Origin of the sequence: Pseudonocardia sp. TRM90224 (assembly GCF_021245725.1) — a bacterium.
Taxonomy (GTDB): Bacteria; Actinomycetota; Actinomycetes; order Mycobacteriales; family Pseudonocardiaceae; genus Pseudonocardia.
Genome location: NZ_JAJGSX010000006.1, coordinates 314,203 through 327,407, shown reverse-complemented (window position 1 = coordinate 327,407; position 13,205 = coordinate 314,203). Strand labels below are relative to the sequence as shown.

Genomic DNA, 13,205 nt, shown 5'->3' with positions numbered 1-13,205 from the left:
CTTCGCAGGCATCGCTCAGGAACCCGTCGGCGCCGGCACCGGACCGAGATCATCATCGAGCGACCGGGACAACTCCGCGACGAGCGCAGGGTCGGCGTATACGGCCGCGGTCGCCTTCCACTCGACCAGGACCTGCGCCAACACCGTCCAGCGACCCAGCTCCGCCGACGCCCCCACCGCCCGCACGAAGTCGGACACGAACTGGAGCCGATCGGCCTCGGGAAGCAAGTCCGCCCACGGGAACTCCTCGACCAGGACCTCCGCCGCCGCCTCACCCGGCAGATGCGAGAGCGCGTTACGCAGCGTCCGCGCCGCGCCTACCGCGCCATCGGCCGCCGACGTGGCGGAGTCCTCACGAACCAGCAGCAGCGGCACACCATCCCGGCGCCGCACCCGCACGTCGCCCTGATCGGCAAGCGCAGCGACACCCTTCGGGTCACGCTGCAAGTCGCTCCACTGCACCTCGGTAGTCACATCACCCAGTCTGAACTTTTTCAGAAGTCCTGGCAAGGCGGTCGGCGTCGACTCAGGTTTACCACGATCACACCAGCCACTCCGGCTTGCCGCGAACGTGCCATTTGATCTTCGCGCGGTGCGAAACTCCGGCACGTCGAGTCAACCAGGGTGAACTTCCACAGGAACCGCTGGGACGTTTCCGCAGGTCAAGACGTGGGCGCGGCAGGGTTCGAACCTGCGACCGCTCGGGTGTAAGCCGAGTGCTCTCCCGCTGAGCTACGCGCCCGTGTGCACGGAGGCCGGAGGGCCTCCGTGCACAGACTCTCACAGCGCCGCTACTGCCTTCTTCCATCCGTCCTGGTCACGGGCCTCGCCGGGCGCGTTGACCTCGGCGAAGCGCACGACGCCCGCCTTGTCGACGAGGAAGGTGCCGCGGACGGCCATGCCGCGGTCGGCGTTGAAGACGCCGTAGTCCTGCGCGACCTTCCCGTGCGGCCAGAAGTCGGCGAGCAGCGGGAACTCGTAGCCCTGCGCCTCGGACCACGCCTTCAGGGTGAACGCGTGGTCCACCGAGATCGCGAGGACCTGCACGTCGTCGTTCTGGAACGACGCCAGGTCGTCGCGGATGCCGCACAGCTCGCCGGTGCAGATGCCCGAGAACGCGAACGGGTAGAAGACCACCAGTACGGCGCGCTCGCCGCGGAACGACGAGAGCGTGACCTCCTGGTTGTTCTGGTCCTTCAGGGTGAAGTCCGGTGCCGCGGTGCCGACCTCGGGCGCCATGTGCTGGTCTCCTCGACTCGATCGATCGCTGTCGAGGAGAGCCTAGGCGATGGCATACCGGCCGGTGCGAGACCGGCGGGATCAGCGTCTGGACTTCGCCGCCTTCGGTGCCACGAGCCGGGCCCCCGCCCAGTCGTCGCTGACGCTGACGTTCGACGTCTGCGAGAGGCCTGCCGTCGGTGCGGCTTCGGCGATCTCGCTCGGCTCGACGTGCCCACGCCGGCCGGTCTTCGGGCTGAGCACCCAGACCACACCGTTGTCGGCGAGCGGGCCGATCGCCCCGATCAGTGCGTCGACGAGATCGCCGTCGCCGTCGCGCCACCACATGACGACGACGTCGACCACCTCGTCGGCGTCCTCGTCGAGCAGCTCGTCCCCCGACCTCTCCTCGACGGCATCACGTACCGTCTCGTCGACATCGGAGTCCCAACCGAGTTCCTGGACGACCATGCCCGGCTCAACGCCGAGCTTGCCCGCGATGTCGGACCCACGTCCGGCATCATCCGCGGCGACCACGCGTGTACCCCTTTTCGTCGTTCTCCCCACTCGAGCGTTCAACGCACGAGCGTGCATCCGGATGCGGAATCCGAACACGTGACTCGTCGGTGCGCAACCACTCGTTACGAGATCGAGCGCCGAGGGGCACGATAGGGGAAGAACCGGAGATAGACCCAGCTCGAGCCCTGCAGGGAGATCCCTTGACCGGCCAGACCAGTCCCCACGACGCGGCGCCGCGGCGTGTCCACGTCATCCGCGACGGCCTCGCCGCGCACCTGCCGGACATCGATCCGGAGGAAACCGCAGAGTGGCTTGACTCCTTCGATGCCGTCGTCGACGCCGCCGGACAGCAGCGTGCGCGCTACTTGATGCTGCGGATGCTGCAGCGCGCCCGCGAGCGGCACGTCGGCGTACCGTCGCTGACCAGCACCGATTACGTGAACACGATCCCGACCGATCGGGAGCCGTGGTTCCCGGGCGACGAGGAGGCGGAGCGCGCCTACCGCCGTTGGATCCGTTGGAACGCGGCCATGACGGTGCACCGGGCGCAGCGGCCCGGCATCGGTGTCGGTGGCCACATCTCGTCCTACGCGTCGTCGGCGACGCTCTACGAGGTCGGTTTCAACCACTTCTTCCGTGGCAAGGACCACCCGGGTGGGGGTGATCAGATCTACATCCAGGGACACGCGTCTCCAGGTGTGTACGCCCGCGCGTATCTCGAGGGTCGCCTCACCGAGGACCGCCTCGACGGGTTCCGGCAGGAGCTCTCGCACGGCGGGCCCGGCAACGGGCTGCCGTCCTACCCGCACCCCCGGTTGATGTCGGACTTCTGGGAGTTCCCGACCGTCTCGATGGGCCTCGGCCCGATGAACGCGATCATGCAGGCGCGGTTCAACCGCTACCTGGGCGACCGCGGCTTCACCAACACCGACGAGCAGCACGTGTGGGCGTTCCTCGGCGACGGCGAGATGGACGAGCCGGAGTCCCGCGGCCTGATCCACATCGCCGCGACGGAGGGCCTCGACAACCTCACGTTCGTGGTCAACTGCAACCTGCAGCGCCTCGACGGGCCGGTCCGCGGCAACGGCAAGATCATCCAGGAGCTGGAGTCCTTCTTCCGCGGCGCCGGCTGGAACGTGATCAAGGTCATCTGGGGTCGCGAGTGGGACGCGCTGCTGCACGCCGACCGTGACGGCGCGCTGGTCAACCTCATGAACCAGACGCCCGACGGCGACTACCAGACCTACAAGGCGAACGACGGCGGTTACGTCCGCGACCACTTCTTCGGACGCGACCCGCGCACGAAGTCGCTGGTCGAGCCGATGTCCGACGCCGAGATCTGGAACCTCAAGCGCGGCGGCCACGACTACCGGAAGGTGTACGCGGCCTACGCGGCCGCGATGGAGCACAACGGTCAGCCGACCGTCATCCTGGCGAAGACGATCAAGGGCTACAGCCTCGGGACGCACTTCGCGGGCCGCAACGCGACCCACCAGATGAAGAAGCTCTCGCTCGAGGACCTCAAGCAGTTCCGCGACGAGCAGCGCATCCCGATCTCCGACGCCGCGCTGGAGGAGAACCCGTACCTCCCGCCGTACTACCACCCCGGCGAGGACGCCCCGGAGATCCAGTACATGGCCGAGCGGCGCCGCGCGCTGGGCGGGCCGCTGCCGTCGCGGCGGATCACGGCGAAGCCGCTGGTCCTGCCCGGCGACAAGGTCTACGACTTCGTCCGCAAGGGCTCGGGCAAGCAGGAGGTCGCCACGACGATGGCGTTCGTCCGGCTGCTGCGCGAGCTGGTGAAGGACAAGGAGATCGGCGGCCGGTTCGTGCCGATCATCCCGGACGAGGCGCGCACGTTCGGGATGGACTCGATGTTCCCGACGCAGAAGATCTACAACCCGAACGGGCAGCAGTACACGTCCGTCGACGCCTCGCTGATGCTCGCCTACCGCGAGTCGGAGCAGGGGCAGCTGCTGCACGAGGGCATCAACGAGGCCGGCTCCGTCGGCTCGTTCACCGCCGCCGGGACGTCCTACGCGACGCACGGCGAGCCGATGATCCCCGTGTACGTCTTCTACTCGATGTTCGGCTTCCAGCGCACGGGCGACTCGATCTGGGCGGCTGCCGACCAGATGGCGCGCGGGTTCCTGGTGGGCGCGACGGCCGGCCGCACCACGCTGACCGGTGAGGGCCTGCAGCACAACGACGGCCACTCGCTGCTGCTCGCGGCGACCAACCCGGCCGTCGTGGCGTACGACCCGGCGTTCTCGTTCGAGATCGCACACATCGTCAAGGACGGCCTGCGCCGGATGTACGGCGAGGGTGCGGGTGACGACGCCGAGCGCCTCGGCGGCGAGAACATCATCTACTACCTGACCGTCTACAACGAGCCGTACGTCCAGCCGGCAGAGCCGGAGGGTCTCGACCCCGAGGGCGTGCTGCGCGGTCTCTACCGGTTCGCCGCGAGCCCTCGTGACGAGGGCCCGCAGGTGCGCCTGCTGGCGTCGGGCGTCTCGGTGCCGTGGGCCCTGCAGGCGCGCGACATGCTCGCCGAGCAGTGGGGCGTCGGTGCCGAGGTGTGGTCGGTGACGTCGTGGGGCGAGCTGCGCCGCGACGGCGTCGAGACCGAGCAGCACAACCTGCTGCACCCGGAGTCGGAGAAGCGCGTTCCGTACGTCACGAGCGCGCTCGGCGAGGGGGCGCCCGTGATCGCGGTGTCGGACTGGATGCGGGCCATGCCCGACCTGATCCGCCAGTGGGTGCCGGCGCCGTTCACGTCGCTGGGCACCGACGGCTTCGGGCTCTCCGACACCCGCCCGGCCGTGCGCCGCCACTTCAACGTCGACGCGGAGTCGATCACGGTGGCAGCGCTGGCCAGCCTGGCGGAGCGCGGCGAGATGGAACGTGCCGTGGTGGTGGACGCAGCGGCGAAGTACAAGATCGACGACCCGCAGGCGGCCGGTCCGCAGACCAGCGACAGCGGCGTCGCGTAAGGGCTTCCCGGATACCGCACGAACGCCGCAGAGCCCCCAAGAGCCACGTTCCTGCCCGCAGCGGGCAGGAACGTGGCTTTTTGGCCCTCGGCAGAGAGCCCGGAACACGATACGCTCCGCGCGACGCCGACCTCGCGTGATCGCGAACGGGGTCCCGGCTGGGCGCTGATCGTAGTGGCCGGCCGGCGCGATGCCGGGGGCCAGCGCCCCGGCGACAGGTACGAGGAGAGCAAGAATGGCAGAGGGCACCGTCAAGTGGTTCAACAGCGAGAAGGGCTACGGCTTCCTCGCTCCTGACGGTGGTGGCGCGGACGTGTTCGTGCACTACTCGGCGATCCAGACCAACGGGTACAAGAGCCTCGACGAAGGCCAGCGCGTGGCGTTCGACATCGAGCAGGGACAGAAGGGGCCGCAGGCCACCAACGTCAGCCCGCTTGCCTGATCGCACTCATCGATCAGTAGCGCCGGGACCGCCGCCCGGCGCCAGTACCCCTCGCGGAAGTTCAGCTGAGGGTCGCGTGCATCTCCCAGACGAGCACTTCGGCGCCGTCTGAACCTGCGATTACCCGCTGCCCGTCACCGACGGTGATGCGGGCGGTATCGCCTGTGTCGAGCTTCCCTGCGCCTTCGAGCTCTACGGAGCCCCGCGCGAGGAACAAGTGCACCAGCGGCGCCTGTGGCAGGTTGATCGACGCTCCGGGCTGCAGCCGTGCCGCGAACAGGGCTGCGTGCTTCTGGTGGATCGAGATCGCACTGTCGGTGTTGTGCTTCGGCATTCCCGAAGCCACCACCACGAGCTCGCCCGAGTCTAGTTGAGGCCCGATGTCGAGCTGCGCGTACCCCGGTGTGATGCGTTCCGTGTCGGGCAGCACCCACATCTGCACGAAGTGGACGTCCTTGTCGTGCGGTCCGGCCGCGGGGTCGAGCCGCCACGAGTCGTTCTTCTCCGAGTGCAGGATGCCGCTTCCGGCGCTCATCCGCTGGGCCAGTCCCGGGTAGATGACGCCGGAGTGACCGGTGGAGTCCTGGTGCACGAGTGAGCCCTCGAGCACCCAGGTCACGATCTCCATGTCGCGATGGGGGTGCGTGTCGAAGCCGGTCCCCGCGCGCACGACGTCGTCGTTGCTCACGAGCAGCAGCCCGAAGTGCGTGTTCGACGGGTCGTAGTGCTGCCCGAACGAGAAGCTGTGCCGGGAGTCGAGCCAGTCGATCTCGGTATGGAAGCGCTCGCCTGCCCTCCGGACGTCCACCGAGGGCGTGAGGGTCGTGAGGGCGCTGCGTGTCATCGGATGCCTCCAGCCATTTTGTTGCATCTGCAACTACACGTTGGGAACGCCGGCACCAGCCGTCCTGTTCCCAGGTCCTTCGCGGCGCGCGTGCAATGCTGCCCGACATGACCCGGCGGGAGGCGATAGGACCAGCCACACAAGGGACGGCGGTCTCAGCCGCCACCCGGCGTCGGCTCGGGCTCGCGGCGGGCGAGCTGGCGTCCGCGTGCCTCGTCGCCATGGAGGAGCGCCAGCCGTGGTTCGCACGGCTGCCGGCCGACCAGCGCGCCGGTGTTGCGCTCGTGACGCAGACCGGCGTCGCCAACTTCGTGGCGTGGCTCGGTGAGCGCGGCGAGACGATCCGGCTCACCGCCGAGGCCTTCCGCATCGCACCGCACGACCTGGCCGAGCGACTCAGCCTGCGGCAGACCGTCGACCTGGTGCGGATCGCCACCGAGGTCTTCGAGCGCCACCTGCCCCCGCTCGCCGCCGACGAGGCCGAGCGACGCCTGCTGGTGGAGAGCATCCTGCGGTTCGGACGGGAGATCGCCTTCGCCGCCGCGACCGTCTATGCCGGCGCCGCCGAGACCCGCGGCGCCTGGGACGCCCGCCACGAAGCGCTCGTCGTCGACGCCGTCGTGCGCGGCGAGACCGACGATGCGCTCGTCTCGCGCGCCTCCGCGCTGGGCTGGGACCCCGACGCCGCGCTGCAGGTCGTCGTCGGCTCCCCCGCGGCCGACGCACCACGCGGGCCGACCGTCCTGCGCCGCGAGGCCGACAAGGCCGGCCGCTCCGTGCTCGCGGGGATCCAGGGCAGCCGGCTGGTCGTGCTCGTCGCGGAGCCGTCCGGCGAGGCGACCGAGGACGTCCTCGGTCAGCTCGTCGACGGCTTCGGACCGGGGCCGATCGTCGTCGGGCCGCTGGTCACAGGGCTCGCGGCCGCACACGGCAGTGCGCGGGAGGCGATCGCGGGCCTGCGCGCCGCTCCGGGCTGGCCCGCCGCGCCACGGCCGGTCGCGGCGAAGGACCTGCTGCCCGAGCGCGCGCTCTCCGGCGACGCCACGGCGCGGCGGCGGCTCGTCGAGTCCGTCGTCGAACCGCTCGAATCGGCAGGTGGCGAGCTGCTGCACACCCTCGCGGCGTACCTCGAGGGTGGCAGCGCGCTGGAGTCGTGCGCGCGTCAGCTGTTCGTCCACCCGAACACGGTGCGCTACCGACTGCGTCGCGTGAGTGAACTCACGGGCCGCACCCCGACCGATCCGCGCGACGCGCTGGTGCTGCGCACGGCGCTCGTCGTGGGCAGACTGGACGCCGACGAGGCGATCTGACCTGCGAGTTCCTACAACTTGTGCACCCTTCAAGTGAGGGTGACGTGGGACTCACCGGGCCGGCTTTGGAGGAAACCTCCAACTGGAAGCCTCCGAGTTCGTGCGTGCCGGTATCCCGCCGCGAGGGCCCGGGGGTGTTGTCTGTGCACCGTGATCGCACTGCTCGCACCCGGACAGGGATCCCAGAAGCCCGGCATGCTCAGCCCGTGGCTCGACGACACGCCGCACGGCACCGCCGCGCAGGAGTCGCTCGAGGCCTGGTCCAGCGCCAGCGGGCTCGACCTGCGCCGCCTGGGCACCACCGCCGACGAGAACGAGATCAAGGACACCGCGGTCACCCAGCCGCTCGTGGTCGCGACCTCGCTGATCGCTGCCGCCCGGCTCGCCGCGACGATCGACCTCCCGGCGGACGCGCCGACCGCGGGCCACTCGGTCGGTGAGCTCGCCGCCGCGGCCGTCGCGGGTGTGCTCACCCCCGATGCCGCCGTCGGGCTGGCCGCCGTGCGCGGCCGGGAGATGGCAGCCGCGTGCGCTGCCGAGCCGACCGGCATGAGCGCCGTCCTCGGCGGGAACCCCGACGATGTGCTGGCCACGCTCGACAAGCTCGGCCTCGATCCCGCGAACCTCAACGGCGCTGGTCAGATCGTCGCGGCCGGGCCCGTCAGCGCACTGGAGGCGCTCGCGGCCGAGCCGCCGGAGCGGGCGAGGGTGATCTCCCTGGCCGTCGCGGGCGCGTTCCACACCCGCTTCATGGCCCCCGCGGAGGACGCGCTGCGTGCCCACACCGCCGACCTCGCGACCGCCGACCCCGACCGGCCGCTGCTCTCCAACGCCGACGGCACCGTCGTCACGTCCGGCGCCGAGGTGCTGCGCAGGCTCGTCGCGCAGGTCACCCTCCCGGTCCGCTGGAACGCGTGCATGACGACCCTGCGCGAGGTCGGGGTCACGGCCGTGATCGAGCTGCCCCCTGCCGGTGCGCTGGTGGGCCTCGTGAAGCGCGAGCTCAAGGGCACGGCAACGCTGGCACTCAAGACCCCGGACGACCTCGACGCGGCCGCCGCGCTGGTCAGCGAGCACACAGGAGGAAACGCATGACCGGACGGTTCACGCTCGCACCCACTGCACCCGGCGCCCGGATCATCGGGCTCGGCAGCACCCAGCCGGAGAACGTCGTCACCAACGACGACCTCGCCGCACGCATGGACACCAACGACCAGTGGATCCGCGAGCGGGTCGGCATCCAGAGCAGGCGCATCGCCGAGCAGGGCACGTCCCTCGTCGACATGGCGTCCGAGGCGGGCGAGCTGGCCGTCAAGGACGCCGGGCTCAACCCCGCCGACGTCGACACCGTCATCCTCGCCACCTGCACGATGCCCAACCCCATCCCGAACGGCGCCGCGCAGACCGCGGAGCGCATCGGCATCCCCGCGCCCGGCGCGTTCGACCTGAACGCGGCCTGCGCCGGGTTCTGCTACGCGATGGGCAACGCCGCCGACCTGGTCAGGGCCGGTTCGGCGCGCAACGTGCTGGTGATCGGCGCCGAGAAGCTCTCCGACTGGGTCGACTGGACCGACCGCTCGACGGCGATCATCTTCGCCGACGGCGCGGGAGCGGCCGTCGTCGGCGCGGCACCGGACGCCGAGTCCGTCGGGATCGGCCCCCTCACCTGGGGCAGCGCGGGTGACATGGCGCAGGCGATCCACATCAAGTCGGACAACAACATGCTCCACCAGGAGGGCCAGGCGGTCTTCCGCTGGGCGACCACCAAGATCGCGCCTGTCGCGCTGCGCGCCATCGAGCTCGCCGGGCTCACCCCCGCCGACATCGACGTGTTCATCCCGCACCAGGCCAACCTGCGGATCGTCGAGGCGGTCGCGAAGCGGCTGCGCAAAGAAGGGGCGCGCGAGGACATGCGCGTCGCCGACGACATCGTGCACTCCGGCAACACGTCCTCCGCCTCGATCCCGCTCGCACTGGATCACATGCGACGTGACGGGCGGGTCCGTTCCGGCGAGACGGTGCTACTCGTAGGCTTCGGCGCGGGCTTGTCCTACGCCGGGCAGGTTGTCGTCTGTCCCTGAGCTGTTCCCGAAGTTTTCCCACTCGAAGGAGAAATGACCGTGGCTGACAACAAGGAGATCCTCGCCGGCCTCGCCGAGATCGTCGACGAGGTCGCCGGCATCGACGCCGCCGAGGTGAGCGCCGACAAGTCGTTCGTCGACGACCTCGACATCGACTCGCTCTCGATGGTCGAGATCGCCGTGCAGGCCGAGGACAAGTTCGGCGTGAAGATCCCGGACGACCAGCTGGCCGAGCTGAAGACGGTCGGCGACGCCGTGGACTACATCGCGAAGAACCAGTGAGGTCGGCCCCCCACCCGTTCCCCACCACGGAGGCGCCATGAGTACCGTCGACATCGTCGTCACCGGGCTCGGCGCGACCACCCCGCTCGGCGGGGACGTCGCGTCGACCTGGGAAGCGCTGCTCGCCGGCAGGTCGGGCGTCCGCCGGATCGACGACGACGAGCACGAGTGGGTCGACCGGCACGAGCTGCCCGTGAAGATCGCCGCGCCGCTCGCCGTCGCGCCGACCGACGTGCTGCCGCGCGTGCAGGCCCGCCGGCTCGACCGCTGCGAGCAGGTTGCGCTCGTCGCGGCGAAGGAGGCGTGGCACCACGCCGGGCTGGGCGACCCGAAGGAGAACCCCCAGGTCGACCCGCTGCGGCTGGCCGTGGTGATCGGCACCGGGATCGGGGGCGCCGTCACCCTGCTCTCGCAGGACGACCTGCTGGAGACCGGCGGGCTGCGCAAGGTCTCCCCGCTCACCGTCCCGATGCTGATGCCCAACGGCCCCGCCGCGTGGGTCGGCATCGAGTACGGCGCGCAGGCCGGCGTGCACGCGCCCGTCTCGGCGTGCGCGTCCGGCGCGGAAGCGCTCGCGTGGGCCGCGCGGCTGCTGCGGGCCGGCGAGGTCGACGTGGTGATCGCCGGTGGCGCGGAAGCGTGCATCACCGGAATCACCGTGGCCGGGTTCGTCCAGGCCAGGACGCTGTCGCAGCGGAACGACGAGCCGGAGCGGGCCTCGCGCCCCTTCGACGTCGACCGCGACGGATTCGTGCTCGGCGAAGGCGCGGGCGTGATGATCCTGGAGCGGGCCGAGCACGCCGCAGCCCGCGGAGCCACCGTGCACGGCAGGCTCGCCGGCGCCGGGCTCTCCGCCGACGCCTACCACATCACCGGCCCCGAACCGGAGGGCGTCGGTCAGTCCCGCGCCATCGCGGCGGCCGTGCGGAACGGCGGGCTGGAGCCGACCGACGTCGGGCACGTCAACTGCCACGCCACCTCCACGGTGGCCGGCGACGTCGGCGAGACCCGGGCCGTGCGCAAGGCGCTGGGCGACCACGTCGTGCTCACCGCGCCCAAGTCGGCGCTCGGGCACATGGTCGGCGCTGCCGGCGCCGTCGAGAGCATCATCACGCTGCTCTCGGTGAAGGAGGGGATCATCCCCGCCACCCTGAACCTCGAGAACCTCGACCCCGGCGTCGAGCTGGACGTCGTTGCGGGCGAGCCCCGCAAGGTCGACCTGCAGGCCGCGGTCTGCGACTCCTTCGGGTTCGGCGGCCACAACGCCGCAGTGGCCTTCACGAAGGTCTGAGCACGAACTTCCCCACCGTTTTGCCAACCTGCACACCCGCGAGGGCGTGCAAGTAGGCAAAACGGTGGGGAACTTTCGTGTCTGCGGGACCACCAAGCGCCAACTTCAGCAGGGGGCCTTGCGGGAGCTGCCGCCCTGCGTCACGCCGATGCGGGGTGGGGTCCCGTCCATGGGGAGCGTGTTGCGCCAGCAGATGCGGGTGGCCTGCACGTCGACAGGCGCGTTGGCCAGGTCCTGCGAGCTGATGAACCGCACCCGGACGAGCATCGCGCCGGTGGGCAGGTCGTCGATTCGTTCGATGTAGATCGAGCCGTCGCTGGTGCTGGCGTAGTCCTTCGCGAAGTCCCCTTCCGACAGCGCGGTCGCCCGTTCCGGCACGACCGTCGCCCGCCAGGCCGCGTAGTTGCGGCCGTTGATCGCGTCGAAGTGCTCCTGCAGCTGCCGCCGCACCTCGTCGGCACGCGGATGCTTCGCCGCGTAGAGGCTCATCGCGACCGTCGAGTCGCCGACGCCCTGCGCCGGCACCTGGATCGGCTTGCCGCGCAGCCGCGTCCCCGCGGTCGTCCACGCCACGACGAGCACCGCCACCAGCACGACGGCGAGCAGCGCGATGAGAACCCGCAGCCCCCTAGCCGTCATCGTCCACCCGCCACGGGCGCAGTGTGCCGCAACCAGGTTGCGGCCGGGTCACCCGACCTGGTGCAACCAGGTCACGGGCGCGCCGTCGCCCGCGAGGCGGAGCGGTTCGAGCGCCTCGTCCCACCGCGTTCCGAGCAGTTCGTTCATCTTGGCGGGCAGCTGCGCGACGGGCGTCTCCGCCATCAGGGTCCGCAGCTGGTCCTCACCGATCACGATGTCGCCGTTGGCGCTGGTCCGGCCGCGCCACAGGCCGAGCGCCGGCACGTGGCAGAACCGCTCGCCGTCGACGCCGGGCGTCGGCTCCTCGGTGACCTCGAAACGCAGCATCGGCCACGCCCGCAGCGCGCCGGCGATGGCGCCACCGCTGCCGACGGAACCCGACCACGTGCACTCGGTACGCAGCTGTCCCGAGACGGCCGCCTGCGGCGTCCAGTGCAAGGAGACCTTGGTTCCGAGCACGCCGGAGATCGCCCACTCGACGTGCGGACAAACCGCAGTCGGCGACGAGTGGACGAAGACCACGCCGCGTGCATTCACCGCAGACCTCCAACGTCGACGAGGATCGTCTTCCCCTACGTCCTCGTGGCGTCGTGCCTGCTCAGTTGTGGCGATCAGTTTGCCTGCAACTACTCGGGACGCCAAGTCGAACTGCAGCCCGGGCGTGTCGTGTCAGCGGCCTGGCAGTGGACCTCCGTCGGCGAACCGGTTGTCGGTGACGACCGTCTGCGGCGAGACCCGCAGCGGACCTTGTTCGGCGTCGCGGTTGAAGACGTTACCGGTGATCCGCACGTCGGTGCGGCCGCCCCCCGCCTGGTCCTGGTACAGCGTGTATCCGCCGCCACCCAGCGTGTTGCCCCTGATCACGTGCTGGGCATCGGCGCGGCCGGACGTGCCGGTCAGGCGCACGGCGCTGCCGCGTCCGGCGCCGATCTCGATGCGGTTGTCCTCGACGAGCGCACCTGACCCCTCGATCAGGATGCCGTCGCGCAGCGTTCCCGGCGCGGGCGCGAAGTCGTGGATCACGCTGTTGGTGAGCCGGGACCCTTCGCCGAGCCGGACGCCGTCGCGCGTCACGCCGGTGATCTCCAGGCGGGTGCCGGACCAGCGGTCGTCTCCGATGGCGGCCTCGGCGAAGTCGCCGGTCAACGTCGAGTCCTCGATGCGGACCGAGCCGGCAGGCGTGGTGTAGATGCCGTAGGGCGTGCTGCCGTCGCCGGTGATCCGGCTGCGCCGCACCACGACGTCGGCCGCGTCGATGATCACGCCGCCGCGCACGTCCCAGCCGTCGAGCACGGCGCCCGCCTGGCTCACCACCATCGTGCCGCTCGGGCAGAGCTGGGTGCCGGCCGGCACGCCGACGCTGCCCGGCTCCGGCGTGACGTAGGCACCCGTCGTGCTGCACGCCCGCACCGCCGCCGGCGTGAACGCGACGCTCGGCGCCTCGACGGTCGGGAACCGGACGCCCTCCGTGGCGACCACGACCCCGGCAACCGCAGCGGCGAAAGTGACGACGGCCAGGCCGATGCGGGCGACGAGTCCTCCGGCACCTACCCCCTGCATGGACGAGAGAGTACGGCCGGACG

14 protein-coding genes and 1 tRNA gene are annotated in these 13,205 nt (G+C 70.6%); 7 read left to right on the top strand and 8 right to left on the bottom strand.

What is annotated here, in order from left to right; genetic code table 11:
• Window positions 1-15: 15 nt before the first annotated feature.
• The 4 genes from LL648_RS12165 to LL648_RS12150 all read right to left on the bottom strand — a co-directional run bounded on the left by LL648_RS12165 (window position 16) and on the right by LL648_RS12150 (window position 1,755).
• On the bottom strand, window positions 16-609 hold the full coding sequence (locus LL648_RS12165) for a hypothetical protein (protein WP_232662610.1): 594 nt from the start codon (window positions 607-609) through the stop codon (window positions 16-18).
• 61 nt (window positions 610-670) lie between these two features.
• Window positions 671-742 (bottom strand) — tRNA-Val (locus tag LL648_RS12160).
• A gap of 38 nt (window positions 743-780) precedes the next feature.
• Window positions 781-1,239, bottom strand: a complete 459-nt coding sequence (locus tag LL648_RS12155; protein ID WP_232662609.1) for a peroxiredoxin — start codon at window positions 1,237-1,239, stop codon at window positions 781-783.
• Window positions 1,240-1,320: 81 nt separating this feature from the next.
• Window positions 1,321-1,755: a DUF3052 domain-containing protein gene (locus LL648_RS12150; RefSeq protein WP_232662608.1), complete on the bottom strand. Its 435-nt coding sequence runs from the start codon at window positions 1,753-1,755 to the stop codon at window positions 1,321-1,323.
• 182 nt (window positions 1,756-1,937) lie between these two features.
• Between LL648_RS12150 and aceE the strand changes: the two genes are divergently transcribed.
• A complete protein-coding gene (aceE, locus tag LL648_RS12145; RefSeq protein WP_232662607.1) occupies window positions 1,938-4,733 on the top strand; it encodes a pyruvate dehydrogenase (acetyl-transferring), homodimeric type in 2,796 nt (931 codons plus the stop codon).
• Window positions 4,734-4,968: 235 nt separating this feature from the next.
• Window positions 4,969-5,175, top strand: a complete 207-nt coding sequence (locus LL648_RS12140) for a cold-shock protein (protein ID WP_232662606.1) — start codon at window positions 4,969-4,971, stop codon at window positions 5,173-5,175.
• Window positions 5,176-5,236: 61 nt separating this feature from the next.
• On the opposite strand, the gene LL648_RS12135 is transcribed toward LL648_RS12140, so the two are convergent.
• Window positions 5,237-6,019 carry a pirin family protein gene (locus LL648_RS12135; protein ID WP_232662605.1) on the bottom strand — a complete coding sequence of 261 codons (783 nt, stop codon included), beginning with the start codon at window positions 6,017-6,019 and terminating at the stop codon, window positions 5,237-5,239.
• Between the two features lie 107 nt (window positions 6,020-6,126).
• Here LL648_RS12135 and LL648_RS12130 point away from each other — a divergent pair, with 107 nt between their 5' ends.
• From LL648_RS12130 to LL648_RS12110, 5 genes are all read left to right on the top strand, one after another.
• Window positions 6,127-7,329 (top strand): PucR family transcriptional regulator, encoded by a 1,203-nt coding sequence (locus LL648_RS12130; RefSeq protein ID WP_232662604.1) that lies wholly within the window; start codon window positions 6,127-6,129, stop codon window positions 7,327-7,329.
• A 150-nt stretch (window positions 7,330-7,479) separates the two neighbouring features.
• The gene (locus LL648_RS12125) at window positions 7,480-8,424 is read left to right on the top strand and encodes an ACP S-malonyltransferase (protein WP_232662603.1); all 945 of its coding nucleotides are present in this window, start codon (window positions 7,480-7,482) and stop codon (window positions 8,422-8,424) included.
• Complete coding sequence (locus tag LL648_RS12120; protein WP_232662602.1) at window positions 8,421-9,410, top strand: beta-ketoacyl-ACP synthase III; 990 nt, start codon at window positions 8,421-8,423, stop codon at window positions 9,408-9,410. The genes LL648_RS12125 and LL648_RS12120 overlap by 4 nt, the downstream gene beginning before the upstream one ends.
• A 39-nt stretch (window positions 9,411-9,449) precedes the next feature.
• Window positions 9,450-9,692 carry an acyl carrier protein gene (locus tag LL648_RS12115; RefSeq protein ID WP_232662601.1) on the top strand — a complete coding sequence of 81 codons (243 nt, stop codon included), beginning with the start codon at window positions 9,450-9,452 and terminating at the stop codon, window positions 9,690-9,692.
• Between the two features lie 37 nt (window positions 9,693-9,729).
• On the top strand, window positions 9,730-10,983 hold the full coding sequence (locus tag LL648_RS12110; RefSeq protein ID WP_232662600.1) for a beta-ketoacyl-[acyl-carrier-protein] synthase family protein: 1,254 nt from the start codon (window positions 9,730-9,732) through the stop codon (window positions 10,981-10,983).
• 105 nt (window positions 10,984-11,088) lie between these two features.
• Here the strand turns inward: LL648_RS12110 and LL648_RS12105 are convergent, their stop codons facing one another.
• From LL648_RS12105 to LL648_RS12095, 3 genes are all read right to left on the bottom strand, one after another.
• Window positions 11,089-11,622, bottom strand: coding sequence for a hypothetical protein (locus LL648_RS12105; protein WP_232662599.1), 534 nt, complete (start codon window positions 11,620-11,622; stop codon window positions 11,089-11,091).
• A 48-nt stretch (window positions 11,623-11,670) separates the two neighbouring features.
• The gene (locus tag LL648_RS12100) at window positions 11,671-12,159 is read right to left on the bottom strand and encodes a DUF3145 domain-containing protein (protein WP_232662598.1); all 489 of its coding nucleotides are present in this window, start codon (window positions 12,157-12,159) and stop codon (window positions 11,671-11,673) included.
• A 132-nt stretch (window positions 12,160-12,291) separates the two neighbouring features.
• Complete coding sequence (locus tag LL648_RS12095; RefSeq protein WP_232662597.1) at window positions 12,292-13,182, bottom strand: right-handed parallel beta-helix repeat-containing protein; 891 nt, start codon at window positions 13,180-13,182, stop codon at window positions 12,292-12,294.
• Window positions 13,183-13,205 lie beyond the last annotated feature (23 nt).